The organism is Priestia sp. 179-F W1.4 NHS (assembly GCF_045369295.1).
GTDB lineage: Bacteria > Bacillota > Bacilli > Bacillales > Bacillaceae_H > Priestia > Priestia zanthoxyli.
The window spans coordinates 678,288-698,867 of sequence record NZ_JBIQFF010000002.1; the positions used below are offsets into that span (position 1 = coordinate 678,288).

Here is a 20,580-nt window from a genome sequence, read left to right on the forward strand (position 1 = left end):
CCTTTCAAAGAAACTTATTTATAAATCGATATACTATTAAGCTTCGCATCAAAAGCTTAAAGTCAGTGCTGAATACAGATTCCGGCTTAGGATTGTCCCTTAAATTTGCCAAAGCGGCCTTTATTAAGTTCATATCAAAATATTCAGCTATAAAATCAGAGTTTATTACCTTTTCCATTTCATTTATAAACAGATTCCATTCTGGTATCATACGCTGAATGCCATCTGCTCCTTGCAAGCCCCTTGTTCTTTGATTAAGCCTTATATCGTCCGGAAGAACATTCTTAGTTGCTCTTCTAATCAGAGATCTATCTTGACCATTTTGAACAAACTGCGTTTCAGGAACTGATAAACAAAAACGAATAACTCTTAAATCGTTTGTCGGATCACGATCCCATAAAGAATGATATAAAGAAAGCTTTGTTGTATATGTACCGTTAATACTCCAGTAATATGGCTGTAAAAACTGTGTTTTCTTTATTTCATAAGCACTTTTAGTAAGTAAGCCATCCATATTGATGTCATGTTCTTTTAGTCTGGCATATACATCAAATCTCTGGGCAAAGTCAGGATTAATGATAGGTGGATATGGTGTACCCTGCCTTGATGAGATGAGCGAATGCAATCTTGGAAAAGCCTTTTTGGCCACTACAGGAAGAACACGAGATCTTCCAACTCCTAAATTCCTGCTGTACAAACGTAGCTCTCGAAAGAATTTAGCTAGATTTCCCTTCTTTAAAAGCTGTGCCTGATAGTCTAGCGCAGGCCCCCAGGAGATTGTCCAATTTCCCCTCTGTCCATTTAGTAAAACTCCTACTCCTTTTTTAGAGGCTTGTTCATAAATACCTTTAAGCCAAAAGCTGTTTTCAAAAAATTTATACGGCGTTTCTAGTATTTCAAGCCATTCATCAATTTCGGAAAAAGGACTTTTTTCTTCAAAATCGAAGTAATTATCTTCTATATTACCTATGTAATTAACAGTTGATTTGATAAAGGGCTTTTCATTTGCCACTCTACTTTTAGGCGACCAATCCTCAAACTCATTTATTGGGATATAGCTAAATGTATGTAATTTTTTGTTTTCTTTATAAAGAGATTTAGAAGCAAAACCAGCTACTGATCCTGAATCCAATCCTCCGCTTAAGTGAGCGCCGACTTGCAATCTCGTTCTTAGCTTAGAATCTACGGCTTGCTGAAACACTTCGCGAAACGCTTCTTCGTACTCTTCGTTTGACTTTAGCTTCAGCTTTTTCTCTTTTTGCACTATACAATACCTTTTCACTTCAAGCCGATTATGACAAACGGTTATTGAATGAGAAGGCGGTATTTGTTGAATTTCCTTATAAACAGTTGAAGCAGCATCCGTGGACTCAAATGTTATTGGAATAGCTAAAAATTCTGCAAGCCACTCTTCATTTAAAGATTTTTTTATATAAGGTAGCGAAAATAACGGATTAATAGCGGTGCAAAAAGCCATGCTTGTAGCATTTTTGAAAAAATATAGAGTACGGTTTCCTGAAAAATCCCTTGCTCCAAATAATTTTTGCTGTTTCTCATCCCAAATGACAAAAGCAAAGTCTCCCACTAGAAATTTCGGAGCTTCTTCTCCCCATTTATGATACGCAAGCAAAATCAATTCACTATCTGTAATTTTCGTTTTATAGATATCCTTGATTTGCAACTGATCTACCAATTCTTCACGATTATCAATAATCGCATCTGCGGTAATAGCTAATTGCTTCTCGTAGTCATAATAAGGTAATTTTTCTCCAACAGATTCTGACGTAATCCATTGAGTATGGCTCAAAAGTGCAACACTTTCTTTTTTCCATACCTGTATGTCATCAGCTGGATATTTGGATAAAGCTTGAAGAACGTTAGCTACCTCTTCATGAGATACGGGATTGTTATTGAAATGGTAAATTCCAGCTATTGCACTCATATTTTCTCCTCTCACGACTTCCTTGTTCTTTATTAAGAACAAGGATAACCACTACACCCTGTTATTTGTCATATATATATCTAATCAAACTTTGTTTTTAATTCTTTTTTACTAAATAATCACCAAGTAATGACTATTATAGAGAACAAATAACAAAAAGTAAACCTCAATAAAGAACATTTTTCGATAAATATCCACTGATTAGTGCAAATGTCGTGTTTTGTTACATAATGATCTTAATTAAGAACACAAAGCTTTTACATTTAGCAACTAGCGAGCCCTTGTAATAGTTCCTCAATAATAAGCTGTTGGCCTATAGAATAATTTAAAACACATTTATCCTTACTATGCTTAGCTTATCTGTTTTTCGTAGATAAGTACTCTTTTTCCAAATAGAAGAGAAGCCAATTGAACACATAAATCAAGCGTTCAATTGGCTTCTCCTGACATAACGAGTCTATGCCCACAGTATCAGCAGGATACGCTGACGGTTTGTCTAGCGAAACACGTTCTTACCCCACGGTGGCGGATGCGGAAATTCAGTCACTGTTTGCTATTTGACTTCACTTCCTTTCCCTATGCTACTTCTTAAACTTCTTCAAAATCCGATGATACCAGTAGATTCCAACTCCTGTTAACAAAATAATGAGTCCCCACTGATGCGGCAAAAACTTCAGCAGCCATATGGACATGATAATAGTTGCTACCGTTAAGTTACTCAGCCACTGCTCTCGGCTGAGCTTTTTCTTATTTACTACCACCGCTATATAACCGATGGGTGGTGCAAAAAAGCACAGCAGCAGCAGAAATTTTTCTGAGCGGTGCCAGAGCTGTTTTTTCATTTTTTCTCACTTTTTCTATTTAAAATAAACTGATAGCCAAACGTCACAATCATCCCTGTCCAAAACATCGAAAGCGACGACACTAACTCAGCACCTTTATAGGTATACATTATTACGTTCACAAACAGAAGCAATAAAAGGATATAAAAACCTGCCGACACAGCTTTATTCCAATTTTGATGCTCTCGTTTAGACGCATCTTTAAACAACTTCATCGAAACTCTCCTTTTACATCTCATACATCACTTATCCATTTAAGGGTTCTATCTTTATGTTAGCATATTGGGTAGTTTTAGAAAATAAATAAAGGAAATTATATGGAAAATCCACAATCGATAACAATAGAACTATAAAAAGATAATAAATGTAAATAAATAATTCTTTTTAACTATTAATTTACACACAAAACGTTCATATTAGTATACAATAATCTCAAAATATGTTTTTTAAGGAGATAAAAGGATGACAGCAACTCATAATCAGCTAACAAATGCTTTTCACCGTAAGCCACACGATCAAAACACATTTCATTTTCTTGATGAAAAAGTAACGCTTCTTGTATCAGGTGAAGATACAAACGGAGCTTACGCCGTGGCGCACGTAGTAAAACCAGCAAACCAAGGTCCCCCGCTTCACCTACACGAACATGAAGACGAAACGTTTTACGTAAAGCGCGGATCGATGACTTTTTACATAGGAGAAGAAATCATTGAAGCGAAAGCGGGCGATTATGTTTTTGCTCCTCGAGGTATTCAACACCGTTTTGTGACCGGACCAGAAGAAACGGAATTTATCCTTACGGCTTCTCCTGCAGGCTTTGATTCATTCGTTAAAGAACTCGGTACTTCCGTTCCAGAAAATGCTCCTGTGCCGCAAGTGGGACCACCTACTGAAGAAGAAATTATCGGTTTAGTTACCGTCTCTCAAAAATACGGCATTACCTATCCTGAAATTGAAAAAGCATTCAATAAAAAATAAACGATTTACATAAAGATCTGCTCTTTACCGGGCAGGTCTTTTTTCTATTTTGATTTCAATTTGACCATGGAATAATTTAACACACCCTTGTCCACACTATACTTATCTGTTTTTTATAAATACGTACCGTTTTTATAAATAGGAGGAAAGCCAATTGAACGCAGAAAGCAAACGTTTGACTTCGCCTGAAATAACGAGTCTATGCGCGCAGTATCAGCAGGATACGCTGGCGGTTTGTGTAGCGAAACACGTTCTAGCAACGGTAACGGATGCCGAGATTAGGTCGCTGTTCGCCTTTTCGCTGGAGTTATCAAAAAAGCATATTGAGCTGCTTACTGCCATTTTTCATGCCGAACATTTTCCGCTGCCGAACGGATTTACAGATGAAGATGTGGACTTGCACGCACCTCCGCTTTTTACAGACTCGTTTTGGCTGAAGTATCTTCACGACATGACTATTCACGGCTTGGCAGGATACGGCATTTCATTTAGCGTGTCCGTTCGCCGAGATCTTCGAGATTATTATCATCAGTGTAATTTAGATGTGATGGAAGTATATAATCGGTCGCTCGACCTGCTTTTAGCAAAAAATCTTTATGTACCGGCTCCTTATTTTTCAAATCCGAAAAAACAAGAGTCGATTACAGATTTGTCTTACGCTCTTGATTTTATAGGAAAGCAGCGCCTTTTAAACGCAACGGAAGCCGGAAATATTTATTTTAATTTACGCAAAAGCATGGCAACCAAAGCGCTTTTAATTGCCTTTAAGCAAGTGAGTAAACGAAAAGATGTGCGGAAAGTTATGGAGACGGGGCTTGATGTGGCCCACAAGCATATTGAGCTTTATTCTTCCATTATGCACGAGGAAAACCTTCATACGCCTCCGCTTTTGGATAATGAAATCACAACGTCTACGCACGCGCCTTTTTCAGAAAAGCTGATGACGTTTCACGCAGGAGCGATGTTTAAAGTAGCCATTACCTATTACGCAACGGCAATGACTACCAGCATGAGGCTCGATATTGTCGGGCACTGTGAAGCCTGTATTTTACGGGACTTAAAAGTAGCGGGGCGCTGCAGCGAAGTGATGATTAAAAACGGGTGGATTGAAAAGCCGCCTGAAGCAAGCGATCGTAAAGAAATGTAAGTTTTTTCATAGCAGCTCTTGACCTGAAACGCGTTTCATACTTTATGCTTTGTTTATTCCCATCAGCCGGCGTGACACGAACGGTGGCGTTACGGCTGATATGTTATCCATAAAAAAATCCGGTATGTTCACCGGATTTTTTGGTATGACTACATATTCATTTCTTTTTTATACGCCAAGTACGAATACAGATAAGGAACCGCCACGCACAGAACGATACTCCCCCACATGATAACTGACTTGTATCCATCAGGTAAAAAAGCGCTAATAAGAATTAGCAGTCCGCCAATAAAAAAGAGCTTTCCAGATAAACGATGCGTCTTTTTCCATACGTTTTCATTGCTTAATGTCCATGGTGTACGAATCCCCATAAAATAGTTAGAGCGCACGCGCTGCAAGTAGTTTCCGATAATGATAAAAACGAGTCCAGCCATAATCGGAGCAATGTACGACATCGGCACGTTATAGCCAAGCCCCTGTAAAATAGTGCTCATATTTACAAAAAAGAATAATAGCAGTACGGCGTTTAAGAGAATGTTATACGTTTTTGAAAAGTACTTATAGTTTTCTTTACGCGGATCAATTCGCGGAACAAAGGCGATGACAAAATAAATAAGTACCATGATTCCTACTGTTAAGATCATTGCGTTGATCTTCGTTGCAAATCCGTCTGCTTCTCCATTTGCTCCCCAGTGGATGGGCATCGTAGCTGGAAGGTGCGGCAGTGCAATTATCCATGCAACCAATGTTAGAAGGGTAATGCCTAAAGGAAATACGTGTTTTTTCATTTAACTCTCTCCTTTCTGAAAGCTGAAAAACCAGCCGATTAAATCTTGAAAAACGGTTGTATTTAACGAATAAATCACAAACTGCCCTCTTTTTTCATCTTGAACGAGGTCCGCTTGCTTCAAGATTTTTAAATGATTTGAGATGCTTGGTTTGGTCATATTAAAATACTCGGAAATTTCTCCTGCGGTTAAATCCCGCTCTTTTAGCAGCTCTAAAATCTTTCTGCGAGTAGGATCCGCTAAGGCTTTAAACGTTTCATTCAATTGAAGTTCATCTCCATGATATTTAAGTATTTAGATAATTATCTAAATATTAAACTATAGAACATACTATGTCAATATTTTGAAAAGAGAACACCGCATTTGACTCATTTTTTTGTTTTTTCAAAGCAGTCCATACATACAAACTGCGCTTCTTGATGCAAAAAAGCTTTGATTTCGGTCATTCCTCTTTTACTTGGATACTTCATTCTCATCCATACTTCTTCATTCGGCTGAATTTCTTTTTGACAAACAGAACACTGCTCTTTTATTCGAAACATATTATCCCCTCCATCTCTTTGTCTAACTATACGTTTTACTAGCCAAAAAGTTTCATAAAAAAGAGGCTGGAACGTAACCAAATCAATTCCAGCTAAAGACAGACAAATGAGAGAATGAGCTGAGCCGCTTGTGACACCGCAGTTGATTTCCGTGCAAGGCTTCGCTTTCCCTCCAATCAACTGCTAGAAAGCCTCACACACATGAAACCTATGTTTACCCTAACAAAAAAACCGAACCACGAATCAAACATCTTGATTAATGGTTCGGTTTTCACTTTGTCTAAAATCCTTTTGTCCCAGCCTCTTCCTTCAACTAAATTACTTATGTCCTAACCTCTTTTAAACATTATAGCGGCGTTACGTCTTCCTGCTGTTTTTGCCGTATTCTCTGCTTTTTCGATTTTCTGAAGTGAAGCAGTTCATACACAACTGGAATGACTACAAGCGTAAGCAGAGTTGCAACAGCCAATCCTCCGATTACAACGACTGCAAGACTTTGAGAAACGAGGCTTCCGCTTTCGCTTTGTTTAAATAAAAGCGGCAGCATTGCACAAATCGTAGCAGCAGACGTCATAACAATTGGACGCATACGCGTAGCGGCTGCTTCAACAATGGCATCGCGCATAATCATTTTCTTTTCATTTTGCTTCACGCGGTCCAATAGTACAATGGCATTCGTTACAACAATACCAATCAGCATCAGTGCTCCAAGTAAAGCCGTTACGTCTACTGGAATGCGGCTGATTAATAATCCTAAAATGGCACCGATCGCTGCAAGCGGAAGCGAAAATAAAATGGCAAACGGCGTGCGGATCGTTTTAAACGTAATGACCATAATTAAGAACACAATACCAATCGACACGAGCATCGTAATGAACAAGTCAGAGAAATCTTCTCCTTGCTGAGTGCTTGCTCCTCCGATTACAACGTCCACATCTTTTGAAATGGATAACCCTTTACTCTTACCGTCTCCAAAAATCGCTGTTTGGATGTTTTTATTAATCTCTGAAAGCTTTTCTGGATTGACATCCGCTGTTACTTGAATATACGGGTCTCCATTTTTATGAAACTGATTGGTTGGCTTTTCAGCTTGCGTTAGCGAAGCCACTTTTGAAACAGGTGACGGTCCTGTCTCTGTCATAATAGAAATATCTTTTAACTCTTTTGGTGATGTTGGATTTAAGACAGATTCAAGAAGCACGTTTGCTTGCTTGCCTTCTAAATCTATCGCTCCAATCGGCGTTTTGTTCAGCATAACGCCAAGCTGCTGCGCTACTTGCTGCGTATTCGCTTTTGTTGGATCTACGTCTAAAGAGTAAATCGTTTTCTTTTCGTCTTGGTTCGTAGAAACTTTGTCTACTCCTTTTATATCGCTGATTTCTTTCTTAATGCTGCTTGCCGTCTTTTCTAACTTATTCATGTCATTTCCAATTACATCAACGGTAATCGAAGTAGTAGACGCTCCCATTAGTGAAGCAGCACTTACGCTAAGATCCCCTCCGTCATAGAGCTTCTTTTGATTTTTGATTCGTTTCATTAGCGAATCCGTGTTTCCGCTGTCTTTTACGGTAATCGTATACGTAGCTTCAGTAGGTGAACCAACGTCTCCCCACTTGGCTCCTTCGTCCGTATTACCAAGCTGCATGTATACTTCTTTTACTTCTTTTCGAGCTAAAATATAGCGTTCAAGCTGCAGTGATTTTTCTTCTACGGTTTTAATTGGCGTATTATTTGGATAGCTTAACGTTGTGCCTACAAAGTCAGACGAAGAGTTATCCACCGCTCCTTTAGGCATCATTGTGTACGCGCCAATAGATCCGACAAATAAAAGCAGCGAAAGCAGCAGCACAACCCATTTATGATTAAGCGACCACGTAATGACCTTTGTAAAACGAACCGGCTGCTTGTGCTTGCGAATCTTTTCATTTTTTAATAATCCTGCACTCATTAACGGTACAACCGTAAGTGCCACAATTAATGAAGATAGCAGTGAATACGTCAGCGTTAGAGCAAACGGAAGCATAAAGTCTTGAAGTCCTCCGTTTACAAGGCCGATTGGTAAAAAGACAGCTACTGTCGTTAACGTAGAAGCGGTAATAGCAGAGCCTACTTCTTTTGTGGCATCAATAATCAGCCCAAGCGAAAACTTTTCTTTTTGCATTTTCCGGAAGATGTTTTCAATGACAACAATGCTATCATCTACTAATCTTCCAATTGCTACCGCTACTCCTCCAAGCGTTAAAATATTAAGCGTGACGCCTGATTTGGACAATAAGAAAAGCGTAAAGCAAAGCGACAATGGAATGGATACAATTGTGATAAACGTAGAGCGAACGCTGCGTAAAAACAGCATGATGACAACGGTCGCAAAAAGTGCGCCTAGCAACACTTCTTTCATCATGGAATGAACAGAGTTTTGTACGCTATCCCCTGTTGCAAAAAATACAGAAGCGTCCACATTGTGATAGTCTTTGCTAATTTGCTGAGACAGTTTTTTTACTTCTTTTGTAATGCTAACGGCGTTTGAGTGACTGTCTTTTGTCACAATAAGTAAAAGTGCATCTTTTCCGTTAATATGCGTCACGACGCCTTCAGGCTTTTTCACCTCTACTTTTGCAAGGTCGCCTAGCGTTACACCCTGTGCAACCGGCAGCTTTTTCACTTTGTCCAAGCTGTCAACTTTACCTGTTACATTGATGTTGCTCGACTTGTTATTAATGACTTTTTCTCCAACTGCAAGCGACGTGTTTTTTCCTTCTAACACGCTGATGACTTTATCAATCGTCACGTTCTTTTGTGACAATTTTTTATTGTCCACTTTAATAGACACGTAGGAATCCGCTGTTCCATACGTTTGAACACTCGCAATGCCTTTAATGTCTTTATATTTAGGGATCAGTTTTTTCTCTGCAAGATCCAGATTGTCTCTTGTTAATCCTTCTTTAAATGTGAGTGAAATATCTGCGATGGGAATCATAGAGGTATTTAATTGAATAACATTAGGCTTTGATACGCTGGCTGGAAGCTGCACCGAAGACAGCGCTTCTTGGACGTTTGTTTTTGCTTCTTTCATATCCGTTTTGGATTCAAATGAAATATCGATTTTGGAATAGCCGTCTCCCGTTGTCGAATACACGTTACTTTTTCCTTTAACACCGGCTACCGCTTCTTCAATTGGTGACGTAACTTGTTTTTCCATAGAATCCGCATCCGTTCCTTGCCCCATAACTACTACTGACACTTGAGGCTGATCAGCGGTGGGCAGGAACTCCATCGGAAGTGTAAAATAACTAATAACTCCTAAAGCTAAAATTAAAATAGACATAATGGTAATAGCCGCTTTGTTTTTAAACGACCATTTGGTGAGCCATGACATGAAATATCCCCTTTCACTTTTTCGTACAAACTCAGTCAAACATTTCTAAAATATGCTAAATAACTCCTAAATTATACCTAATGTTACTTACCATTTAAAGACTTATTTTTGTAAAAAGTCCCATTATTTGAACAAAATCATTTATGTATATGCGTTTGATTATATAATCAGCTCTTTTACAGCAAAAAAAAAAGACGCCGATACCCGGCGTCCCACATGTAGTAAGTGAAAGAAGAAGAAGAATATGCCTACGATTTCTCAGGCAATTCTATGACCTTATTTGGTTTTTTCCCGTTTTTTTATGAAATAAACATATTTAGCATAAATTCCCTCAACTAGCAGCTCGATTGTGCTTTGTTTCCGTATCGTTTTGAATCTTTAACGACGTTAATAACGCCACGATGCTTCCGGCAAAGCCAAATAAAAACAAGTGATGAATGCCTGCCATAAAGCTTCCGCCTGAAGTCAGCAACGCACCCATAATCGTAACGCCGATTGCTGTTCCCATGTTTCGGCAAAACATAAAAAATGACGTTGAAATACCTCTTTCATGTCCTCCTACTAATTGCTGTACACCAATGACTCCAACCGTAGAAAGCAGACCAAACGACAGTCCTTGTACAATCATGACGCAAAACACATAAAAGAAGCCGTGACTTTCATTTAGCATAAGCAGAAGTGTTCCCGAACCAACCAGCAGCACATTCCCGATTAACAACAGCTTTCTGTAGCCGTGTTTTAAAATCCATTTACCTGCAGGCACGGACACAGACATCCATCCAACCGCTGTTCCTAACAGCGCCACTCCGCTCATAAACAGTGACAAATGCGCTACTCGCTGTAAAAATAACGGAATGTAGCTTGATGTTCCGAATAAAGCTACTGTTCCAATAAACGCATTAATATTAATCCATGACAGCGTTTTGTTTTGGAACATAGACAGCGGTACAATCGGAGAAGCATGTTTTCGTTCATGCAAATAAAAGATCACTAATAAAATAAGTCCAACGACTGCATACACAATTCGGTTTTGTTCCACTACTGTCACAAGCAGCAGTGAGGTAACGCCCGCTCCAAACAAAATAGCGCCGATGTAATCGACTTTTGCTCTTTTCGGCTCATAGCTTTCTTGATACGGCATTAACGTCAGAAATGAAACAATACATACCGGTAAATTAATAAAGAAAATCCATCTCCACGTTAAATAATCCACAAAAAAAGCGCCTAAAAGCGGTGCTAACACAGCTGATAATCCCCACATCGTTGTAAAGAGCGCCTGAATTTTCCCTCGTTTCTCAACAGGAAATAAGTCTCCGGCAATAATAGCGGGAAAGGCCACCATAAACCCGGCTCCTATTCCTTGAACCGCACGGAAAAGAACAAGCTGAATCATCGTATTTGCCACGCCGCAAAGCATTGAACCAATTAAAAAAGCAATAATTCCAAACCCAAATACTTTTTTGCGGCCAAATAAATCCGATAATCTTCCCGCTACCGGAGATAAAATCGTACTGGCAATCATGTACGAAGCAAACGACCACGCGTACAAATCAAATCTTCCAAGCTCTTTTGCAATAACAGGCATCGTCGTATTCATAATTGTTGAATCAAGCGAAGCCACTAGCATCGCCAGCACAATACTAACCATTACGGACGTTCTGCTTTTCATGTACCAATCTCCTTATCTCTATAATCTGAGCGTCTAGTGTACTCCTCCTTGCCGTTCGTTGTCTATACTTATGCATACAAAATGCTAAAAAGCTTCTCACTTTACTATGAGAAGCTTTTTCCCCCCTTATTCACATATCTTCTTGAACCTTTTCTTGATCAGACAGTTCTTTGTTTCGAGCCATAACCGCAAATCCAGCCATTACAATGATGCTGCTTGAAATTCCGTATAGGATTGGCGTGGTAGAAGAAAGCCCTTCAATCAATAGACCTCCAAGTACTACTAGCGTACTGACAACAATCGCTGAAACTCCGGCTTTTGGATGAATGTCTTTCCAAAACAGCGAGACAACAAACGGAACAAAGATCGCTCCTGATAAAATGGCATACGCAACGTCTAGAGCAACAAGTACGTCTTGAATCCAAAGAGCAAAAATAATAGCAAGCACGCCGACAATAAGTGTATTCACACGGGTTAAAATTAAATAATTTTTCTCTGAAATATTTTTAAGCCATACTTTTTTAATGATATCGTTACTAATCAGCGTAGAAGACGCAAGCAGCGTTCCGGAAGCAGTTGACATCAGCGCCGAACAAACGCCTGCCAGCACGAGACCTAATAACCCTTGAGGCAGAATTTGAATCGCAAGCGTCGCAAAAATGCTTTGACTGCTTTCTGCGTTTGGCAGCAGCAAATATGCACACATTCCAATTACACTTCCCGCAATTGCGTAGGCAATGCTGTACACCCCTGCAAAAATAGAGCCGTTTCGCGCAATTTTTTCTGTTCGCGCCGTAAATACTCGCTGCCAAATATCTTGAGACACTGCCATACCAAGCGTATACAAAAGGAAATACTGAAAGATTTGACCGTATCCAATCGATGAAAAATCAAAATAAGATGATGGTAAATCTCCGGTAAGGGCTTTGAAACCTCCTGCCTCTGATACACTCATTGGAAGCATAAATCCAAAAATCGCCACCGTCATCACAACAAATTGAATAATATCAGTAACCGTTACGCTCCACATTCCGCCTAAAATCGTGTAGAACAAAACAATCGAACCGCCAATTAACATCGATGCCGTCATGTTCCATCCAAGCAACGCATGAATGATCGTTCCCATTCCAATCACTTGAGTGACCGATACCATGAGTGTATAAATAGCGGCAACAACGGCGCTGATAATTTGCGCTTGAGCGTTATATCTTTTTCCTAGCAATTCACTGATAGTGGTCACTTTCAACGACGAAATCCGCTTAATAAAAATCGTGCCAAGCGTAATGATTCCAAGTCCAATCATCGTCACAAACCAAATGCCAGACAGCCCGTGCTCGTAGCCAAGCTGAGCCGTTCCAATCGTTGACGCCCCGCCTAAAATAACGGCAGACAAACATCCTAAATACATAAACATCCCTAAGTTTCGCCCGGCTAAAATAAAATCTTCTGATGACTTTGCTTTTAACGAGCCAATGATACCCGCTACAACCAATACGCCAAAATAGACAAACATAACCGTCATATCCAGTCCGTTCATAACAGATTCCTCCTTATTATGGGTCAATCTATCTTTCGTTGAAACAAAGAGCTTCTTAAAGCTTTAGATCACGTGAAGACTTGTGATTTCTGTCAATGCTTCGTCTAACACGCGAAGCCCGGCATCAATTTCTTTCTTTGTAATCGTTAAAGGAGGAATCATTCGAATCACTTCTCCGCTATTTCCGCAAAGGTAAAACAGCACCCCTTTTTCCAAACATTTGTCTAAAATCTCAAGAAGAAGATTTCCGTCACCTTGCTTTGTTTTCGGATTAATAATTTCAATTCCAATCATTAGTCCTACTGAACGAATGCTTCCGATCACTTCATGCTTCGCTTTTAAATGCTGAAGCTGATCCGCTGCATATTTCCCCATTGCTTTTGAGTTTTCAATCAGCTTTTCTTCTTTTAGTACGTCTAGCGTCGCAAGTGCTGCTGAACAAGCGATGGGGTTGCCTCCAAAAGTTGTTCCGTGTGTACCAATCGGCCACTTTTCCATGAGCTGCTTGGAAGCTACGGTAGCACTTAGCGGAAGTCCTGATGCTATGCCTTTTGCGATTGCCATAATGTCAGGCGTTACATCAAAGGTTTGAGCTGCAAACCACTCGCCGGTGCGTCCGAATCCTGTTTGCACTTCGTCAAAAATAAGCAGAATGCCGTGTCTGTCACATACTTCTCTTATTTTTTGCAGCCACGCTTTCGGCGGGATTACGTAGCCGCCTTCTCCAAGAACCGGCTCTACAATCATGCACGCCACTTCTTCCGGCGTTACTTGATGCTTAAACAACGTGTCAAAATCTTTTTCTAGCTTTTCCACGCAGTAGATTTCCGGATCTTCTCCTTTTGGACACTGAGTCACGTCTGCATAAGGCACTTGATACGTTAAGCCCGATGGCTGAAGAAATTTTCGGTATTTGCTTTTTGATGTTGTCACACTAAGCGCTCCGAGAGAACGGCCGTGAAAGCAGCCCATAAACGAAACCGTATAAGGTCTTTGCGTCACGTACTTTGCCAGTTTTAACGCTCCTTCAATTGCTTCAGTTCCGCTATTGGCAAAGAAAAAGCAGTCCAGGCCTCTTGGCAATACTGTTTTTAATTCTTCAGCAAGCTGTAAAATAGATTTGTACATAATCACACCTGACGGGCCGTGCATAAGATGATCAACGCTTTCTTTAATCGCTTGTACAACTTTAGGGTGACGATGACCTGTATTCGCTGTTGCAATACCTGATGTAAAATCTAAATACGTTTTTCCGTCCGCTCCGTAGTAGTAGCAGCCCTCTGCTTTTACCACCGGTAAATTAGGGTGATCTTTCGCCATGCTTGGTGCTAGTAAATCCGGTAAACTGTTCATTAACTGTGTAAGTGATGCCTGCGTCATCTGACTTCCTCCTCGCAATTTATCAAGTAATGTGTTTGTACTTGTTTTACATGCAAAGAGCGTGCCAAATACGTTAAAAAACGGAATGTTTTTTTAATTTTCTAACAACTGAAGGCTGACTGATTCCCAGTGCTTCCCCTATTTCTGTTGTCGTTTTATACTGTTTTTTTGCTCTTACTAATATCTCTTTTTCCAGCTCGTTTAACGCGTCATTAAGCTTCATTTCCCCATGTTCTTCAACGTGTTGAATCCGTTTTTTCCTATGCAGAGAATGCGGCAAATGCTCCATTGTAATCAGCGTTTGTGAAGACACAACCACCGCGTGTTCAATCACATTGATTAACTCTCGTACGTTTCCTTTCCACTCATGTGTAAGCAGTGCGTGAATAACCGCATTATCAAACGTTCTTTTTCGGTTGTATTTCTTTTCAAACTGCTCGGCAAAATGTGTGAGCAGCGGAAAAATATCTTCAGGACGCTCGTTCAAAGATGGAATGGTAATCGGTACAACGCTTAAACGAAAATACAAATCTTCTCGAAATTCTTTTTCAGCAACGGCTTTTTCTAAATCTTTGTTCGTCGCTGCAATTAAGCGAAAGTCCACGGTTTTGGGCTTTCTTCCTCCAACGGAATAAAACTGTTTTTCTTGAATGAGCTTTAAAATTTTCACTTGATGCGCCGGTGACAGCTCTCCCACTTCATCTAAAAAAAGCGTGCCCCCGTCTGCTAATTCGACCAGCCCCACCTTTCCATTTTTAGATGCACCGGTAAAAGCCCCTGCCTCATATCCAAACAGTTCAGCCTCAAATAAATGGTCTGGAATCGCCCCGCAGTTCACTTCAATAAACGGCCCTTTGCTTCTTGTACTTTTGTTATGTATCAGCTTGGCTAAATGCGTTTTTCCTACTCCGGACTGCCCTAAAAGCAAAATATTTACGTCTACGTTCGAAACGTGAACGGCCGTACGAAGAACGTGCTGCATTTTATCGCTGTTGCATATAATTCCTTCTGTTGATAGATTTTGGTTCCGCAGCAGCATAAGCTCGCTCTTTACGCGCTGCATTTCGCCTTCCATCGCATCAAGATATGTTTTCATTTCCATCAGCTCCGTTACATCGTGAGAATAGCTGACGATTCTTTTAATCTCACCTTTTTCATCTTTGACCGGAATGCCCGTAACGAGTACCTGCTTGCCTTGTTTAGTTGTTTGTACAAGCGTAATTTTCTTCTTTGTTTCAAGCACAATTGGGGTAACGATTGGCGTAAACAGTCCTTGTTTTTCAAGTTCATAAACAGACTTTCCGAGCAGTTTTTCAGCTTTTACATCGTAAATGTTTCCCGTTCCTTCATGTATTCGGACAATGATGCCTTTTTCATCCGTCACAAGCAAATCATCTTTTAATGAATGAAGGATCCACTGATTTTCATTCCATTCTGAATTCATGTATGCTCCCCGCTTTCTATTCATTTTTGAATAAAATATAATTCGTTTTTGAATAATGTCATTTATTTTTGAATAATCAATTTATTATATCACGAGGGCTTCTTTTTATTTTGAAACAGTAATTGAAATGAAGTTAAAAATGCATTAATATATTTTTATGAAGTTATAACTTCTTTTTTAGGAGGCTATATGAATCCATCATTTCAAGAATTAATTAAACATAAATTCCCTGACCTTTCTCGCGGTCAAAAAAAAGTGGCGGAGTTTCTCATTAATTTTATGGAAAAAGGCTCGCTGTACACGGCCGGGCAAATTGGCAAAGAAGCAGGTGTCAGTGAAACAACCGTTATTCGTCTAGCTTACGCACTTGGGTTAAATGGTTTTTCCGATTTGCAGGAGCTAATGCGAAAAGAATGGATTGCTTCTGCCGAATCAAAAGAAGCAGCTAGCAAGCATGCAGCTGATTCTGCAGCGGAAGAAAAGAAACCTTTTAGTGAATGGCTTTCCCCCGTTGACGAAAAGGATTTATCTCAAGCTGTAGATGCGCTTATCAAAAGTGATCAAGTGTATATTGCGGGTTTCCGTGAATCTCATACGGCAGCCTACTGGCTGTATTATAAAATGAATCAGCTTCGCAATCATGTTCTTTTATCTTTTCCAACTGGATTCTTTCTTGAAACGCTATGCAATCTCACGAGCGCATCAACCGTTGTTGTATTTTCACTGCCGCGCTATACAAAAGAAGCGCTCGAAGTAGCTCAGCAGGCTAAAAAACAAGGAGCGAAAGTAATTGCCATTACAGACCGCCGTCTATCTCCGGTAGGTCAAATCGCTGATATCACGCTTTTAGCCGGAACAACCGAACATATTTTATCACTTCTTGCCCTGTCTCAAATTGTCATTAGCAGCATGCAAAAAAGAGATGAAAAAACGGCTGGAAAAAGACAAGAACACTTGGAAAAGCTCTATACCGAGCAAGGCATCTTTTTAGAATAAATGATTAAAAGAAAGGAAGTAAACATATGACTGAAGCTTTAACGATTCGTTCACTTACAACAACCAATGAACTAGAAGACGTACGCGCATTAGAAAGCCGCGTCTGGGGAGAAGAAGAAGCAACGCCCGTTCATCAAACTTTGACCGCTGTTAAAAACGGAGGTCTTGTTCTCGGTGCGTTTTTAGATGAAAAACTGATTGGCTTTCAATATAGTTTCCCCGGGTTTGACGGAACGTGCGTCTACTTATGTTCTCATATATTAGCAGTTGACCCTGCCTATCGCAGCATGGGTATCGGTGCCAAACTTAAGCATGCGCAGAGACAGGAAAGTAAAAAAAAGGGCTATTCATATATCAGCTGGACGTATGATCCGTTAGAAAGCGCCAACGGGTATTTAAATATTGGAAAGCTTGGAGCCCTTTGTTCTACATATATTGAAAACTGCTACGGAGACATGAATGATCCGTTAAATGCTGACTTGCCTTCTGATCGATTCGTTGTAGAATGGGCATCTTTAGAGGATACAACACGAGCTCAGCCTCTTTATACGCCAGATCAAATAATGGAGGCATCGCTCATTCAATGGACGTTAACGGATGAAGGGTTTCCTTCTGTTACAAATATTGATGAAAAACTGTTAAATGATGAGGTTGTAGCTGTAGCTATACCATCTGCTTTTCAGCAAATGAAAGAAGTCTCTCCTTCTCTCGCATTGGACTGGCGGATGCGTACAAGATACGTATTTCAAACGTGTTTTGCAAAAGGATTCCAAGTAACAGGTTTTATGAAGCATCCAGAAAGCAGCGCACCCGTTCATTTTTATATTTTAACGAAAAAAGAGGTGCAAAAATGAAGATAAAACGCGTCATTTTACGCCATTTAAAAATGGATTTACTTCATCCGTTTACGACAAGTCTTGGAAAAGAAGTGGATCGAGATTTTATTTTAGTAGAAATTCAAGACGAAGACGGACGTTCCGGCTGGGCTGAATCCGTAGCGTGCGCAGATCCTTTTTATAAAGAAGAAACGATCAAAACAAACTGGCACATTATGGAGGATTTTTTAATTCCTTTGCTTCAACAGAAAGAAATTCAGCATCCTGACGAAGTATCCCAACGCTTTGCTCATATTCGCGGCAATTACATGGCAAAAGCGGCGTTAGAAGGCGCAGTTTGGGATTTGTATGCGCGCAGGCAAAACTTCTCTCTATCTAAAGCGTTAGGAGGCAGTAAAAGTCAAATTGAAGTTGGTCTCAGCGTTGGCATTCAGCCTACGATTGACGAAACGCTTCGAAAAATTGAAGCCGGCTTGAATGAAGGATATAAGCGAATCAAAATTAAAATTAAGCCGGGCTGGGATCTTAACTTGACGCGCGCCGTTCGAAACGAGTTCCCTTCTATTCCGCTGATGGTTGATGCGAACTCTGCTTATACGCTTGCAGATGCTGATCACCTTGCTCAGCTTGACGAGTTTGATTTAATGATGATTGAACAGCCGTTAGCTCATGATGATTTAATTGATCACGCTGAACTGCAGGCCCGCATGAGCACCCCTATTTGCTTAGATGAAAGCATTCATTCAGCTGAAGACGTTCGAAAAGCTATTAAACTTGGAAGCACGCAAATTATTAATATTAAAATTGGACGCGTAGGCGGACTAACCGAAGCCAAAAAAATTCATGACCTTTGTCAAACTCATGGTGTGCCCGTATGGTGCGGCGGTATGCTCGAATCAGGTGTAGGGCGAGCACATAATATTGCCATTACCACACTTGCCAATTTTACGCTTCCCGGAGATACGGCCGCATCCTCTAAATACTGGCCGCGTGATATTGTTCATCCGGAAATCACGGTCGACAACGGCATTATTTCCGTTCCCGATACACCAGGCATTGGCTATGAACCTGATCACGATCAGATAAAAGCGCTAACTTTACACGAAAAAACCTATACTTGCTAATCTTAAACAGGCTGGAACAAAAGTATGTTAGTTGAAGGACAATCCGAACGGTACACCGTTCGGATCTTTTCATTGTGATGATAAACGTGAACGTAGGTTTCATGTATGTAGTGGCTTCTAGCTGTGGATTGGAGGGCCAGGCTCTACCGCCCGCGGAAAGCGAGGTCTTGCACGCAAATCAACAGCGGTGTAAAAAGCAACGCATACTAGCTCCTTTATTCAATTGATTTCTTTTTAGATTGGATGGATTTAGTTATGTCCCAGCCTCTTTTTTATAGGCTCCTCTCCCGAGATGATACGTGCCTTGGCAAGATAAACAAACATATTAGCAAAAATGGTCTTATGCACAATCCTTCTAGTAATAAATGAATATAAATAGAGTGTAAGGGACATGCAAGGGTATATTCATTACAAATTTTAGAAGAAAGGAGCATACTGATGAATATTGAAATTGGAATTGCCATTTTCGTGTTTACAATGACAATGCTCGTCATTTTTTGGAGGCCAAACGGCATCAACGAAGCATGGCCGGCAGCCATAGGAGCAGCCATTATCCTGCTTACAGGGATTGTATCCAAATCAGACATTGTTGATATTTTTGCAAAGATAAGCGGCGCTTCTATCACCATTATTGCCACCATTGTCATGGCCGTCATATTAGAAAGTTTTGGATTCTTCCACTGGGCAGCTGCACGACTAGTGAGTTTATCCAAAGGCTCAGGGTACCGATTATATTGGTACATTCAACTGCTTTGCTTTTTAATGACTTTACTATTTAATAATGACGGCAGTATTTTAATTACCACTCCAATTTTAATTCTACTTTTGAAAAACCTTCAGCTAAAACCCCACCAGCAGATCCCCTACCTTTTAAGTGGAGCGCTTATTGCTACCGCTTCCAGCGCGCCTATAGGTGTAAGTAATATTGTCAATTTGATTGCCTTAAAAATTGTTCATATGTCGCTTTATATGCACACGGCGATGATGTTTGTACCGGCGACACTTGGTTTATTATTTATGTCTTGGCTCATGTATACGGTCGTAAAACGCCATTTGCCAAAAAAACTGCCGCATGCTTCAAAAGATATAGAAGAAAGTTTCTTTACGAAACAGTTTCACCCCTTAAAAGGAAGCATTTCTGTTGAAACAAAACGTAAACGCACACAATTTATGCTGAAAGTTTTATTATTTGTGTTTGTTATGCGCTGTCTCCTATTTGTCGCCTCTTATTTCGGCATACCAATCGAATTGGTTGCTGTACTGGGCTCACTGATCTTGCTTGTTTGGAGATGGTATCACTTACGTACAAACCCGATTGATATTTTAAAGAAAACGCCGTGGCACATTTTCGTTTTTGCCTTTTCGATGTACGTTATTATTTACGGACTGCATAACGTAGGATTAACGGAGCTGCTTGTAAAAGTTTGCGAACCAATCGTAAATCGAGGACTTTTTGAAGCAAGCTTTATCATGGGAGGACTTGTTTCTATTCTCTCTAACTTGTTTAACAATCACCCTGCCCTGATGGTCGGAACCATTACCTTGACTGAAATGGGGCTCGATCCTATTACTCTTAAAACCATTTATCTTGCTAATATTATTGGAAGTGATATGGGCTCGCTTTTATTGCCGATTGGAACACTGGCTTCTCTTATTTGGATGCATATTTTAAAAGAAAATCATATCAAGGTAAAATGGAAAGATTATTTAAAAGTATCACTTATTGTTATCCCGCTTACCACGATCGTTACTCTTTTCCTCCTATTCTACTGGGTTCAGCTCATTTTTTCTTAATACTGATTTACAAGACGGATTGTACTCTTTTGAAGCTTACAGTCCGTCAGAAATAAACAAATGTCTCCCATAAAAACCCACAAGATTTTTCTATTGTTTTTTCATAGATACACATTCACCCAATAAAAACAATTTTTTACATTCACTAATTATTTAGAACAATTTAAAAAGAAAATCAATAAATA

General features: G+C 39.9%; 17 protein-coding genes. 6 read left to right on the forward strand and 11 right to left on the reverse strand.

What is annotated here, in order from left to right; translation table 11 throughout:
* Positions 1–4: 4 nt before the first annotated feature.
* The 3 genes from ACH0CI_RS13940 to ACH0CI_RS13950 form a co-directional block, all read right to left on the reverse strand.
* Entirely contained in the window at positions 5–1,942 is a 1,938-nt protein-coding gene (locus tag ACH0CI_RS13940; protein ID WP_406901666.1) for an asparagine synthase-related protein, read from the reverse strand.
* A gap of 581 nt (positions 1,943–2,523) precedes the next feature.
* Positions 2,524–2,784: a hypothetical protein gene (locus ACH0CI_RS13945; protein ID WP_406901667.1), complete on the reverse strand. Its 261-nt coding sequence runs from the start codon at positions 2,782–2,784 to the stop codon at positions 2,524–2,526.
* Complete coding sequence (locus ACH0CI_RS13950) at positions 2,781–2,999, reverse strand: hypothetical protein (RefSeq protein WP_406901668.1); 219 nt, start codon at positions 2,997–2,999, stop codon at positions 2,781–2,783. The genes ACH0CI_RS13945 and ACH0CI_RS13950 overlap by 4 nt, the downstream gene beginning before the upstream one ends.
* Before the next feature lie 247 nt (positions 3,000–3,246).
* On the opposite strand from ACH0CI_RS13950, the gene ACH0CI_RS13955 reads away from it, so the two are divergent.
* Both ACH0CI_RS13955 and ACH0CI_RS13960 read left to right on the forward strand, forming a co-directional pair.
* Positions 3,247–3,762 carry a cupin domain-containing protein gene (locus tag ACH0CI_RS13955; RefSeq protein ID WP_406901669.1) on the forward strand — a complete coding sequence of 172 codons (516 nt, stop codon included), beginning with the start codon at positions 3,247–3,249 and terminating at the stop codon, positions 3,760–3,762.
* A gap of 154 nt (positions 3,763–3,916) precedes the next feature.
* Entirely contained in the window at positions 3,917–4,909 is a 993-nt protein-coding gene (locus tag ACH0CI_RS13960) for a DUF3231 family protein (RefSeq protein WP_406901670.1), read from the forward strand.
* 149 nt (positions 4,910–5,058) lie between these two features.
* Here the strand turns inward: ACH0CI_RS13960 and ACH0CI_RS13965 are convergent, their stop codons facing one another.
* The 8 genes from ACH0CI_RS13965 to ACH0CI_RS14000 form a co-directional block, all read right to left on the reverse strand.
* Positions 5,059–5,697, reverse strand: a complete 639-nt coding sequence (locus ACH0CI_RS13965) for an SdpI family protein (protein WP_335708487.1) — start codon at positions 5,695–5,697, stop codon at positions 5,059–5,061.
* The gene (locus tag ACH0CI_RS13970) at positions 5,698–5,961 is read right to left on the reverse strand and encodes an autorepressor SdpR family transcription factor (protein ID WP_013082079.1); all 264 of its coding nucleotides are present in this window, start codon (positions 5,959–5,961) and stop codon (positions 5,698–5,700) included.
* Between the two features lie 104 nt (positions 5,962–6,065).
* Positions 6,066–6,239: a Fe3+ hydroxamate ABC transporter substrate-binding protein gene (locus ACH0CI_RS13975; protein WP_406901782.1), complete on the reverse strand. Its 174-nt coding sequence runs from the start codon at positions 6,237–6,239 to the stop codon at positions 6,066–6,068.
* A 346-nt stretch (positions 6,240–6,585) separates the two neighbouring features.
* The gene (locus ACH0CI_RS13980; RefSeq protein ID WP_406901671.1) at positions 6,586–9,615 is read right to left on the reverse strand and encodes an efflux RND transporter permease subunit; all 3,030 of its coding nucleotides are present in this window, start codon (positions 9,613–9,615) and stop codon (positions 6,586–6,588) included.
* A gap of 331 nt (positions 9,616–9,946) precedes the next feature.
* Complete coding sequence (locus ACH0CI_RS13985) at positions 9,947–11,284, reverse strand: MFS transporter (protein ID WP_328173347.1); 1,338 nt, start codon at positions 11,282–11,284, stop codon at positions 9,947–9,949.
* Positions 11,285–11,414: 130 nt separating this feature from the next.
* Complete coding sequence (locus tag ACH0CI_RS13990) at positions 11,415–12,821, reverse strand: sodium:solute symporter family protein (protein WP_034269962.1); 1,407 nt, start codon at positions 12,819–12,821, stop codon at positions 11,415–11,417.
* A gap of 63 nt (positions 12,822–12,884) precedes the next feature.
* Entirely contained in the window at positions 12,885–14,201 is a 1,317-nt protein-coding gene (locus ACH0CI_RS13995; RefSeq protein ID WP_406901672.1) for an aspartate aminotransferase family protein, read from the reverse strand.
* A gap of 73 nt (positions 14,202–14,274) precedes the next feature.
* The gene (locus ACH0CI_RS14000; protein ID WP_406901673.1) at positions 14,275–15,645 is read right to left on the reverse strand and encodes a sigma-54 interaction domain-containing protein; all 1,371 of its coding nucleotides are present in this window, start codon (positions 15,643–15,645) and stop codon (positions 14,275–14,277) included.
* Positions 15,646–15,834: 189 nt separating this feature from the next.
* On the opposite strand from ACH0CI_RS14000, the gene ACH0CI_RS14005 reads away from it, so the two are divergent.
* From ACH0CI_RS14005 to ACH0CI_RS14020, 4 genes are all read left to right on the forward strand, one after another.
* Positions 15,835–16,641 carry a MurR/RpiR family transcriptional regulator gene (locus ACH0CI_RS14005; protein ID WP_406901674.1) on the forward strand — a complete coding sequence of 269 codons (807 nt, stop codon included), beginning with the start codon at positions 15,835–15,837 and terminating at the stop codon, positions 16,639–16,641.
* A 26-nt stretch (positions 16,642–16,667) separates the two neighbouring features.
* A complete protein-coding gene (locus tag ACH0CI_RS14010; protein WP_406901675.1) occupies positions 16,668–17,495 on the forward strand; it encodes a GNAT family N-acetyltransferase in 828 nt (275 codons plus the stop codon).
* Positions 17,492–18,601 carry an o-succinylbenzoate synthase gene (gene menC, locus ACH0CI_RS14015; protein WP_406901676.1) on the forward strand — a complete coding sequence of 370 codons (1,110 nt, stop codon included), beginning with the start codon at positions 17,492–17,494 and terminating at the stop codon, positions 18,599–18,601. Before ACH0CI_RS14010 ends, menC begins: the two co-directional genes overlap by 4 nt.
* Before the next feature lie 438 nt (positions 18,602–19,039).
* A complete protein-coding gene (locus ACH0CI_RS14020) occupies positions 19,040–20,395 on the forward strand; it encodes an arsenic transporter (protein WP_033578244.1) in 1,356 nt (451 codons plus the stop codon).
* Positions 20,396–20,580: the final 185 nt, after the last annotated feature.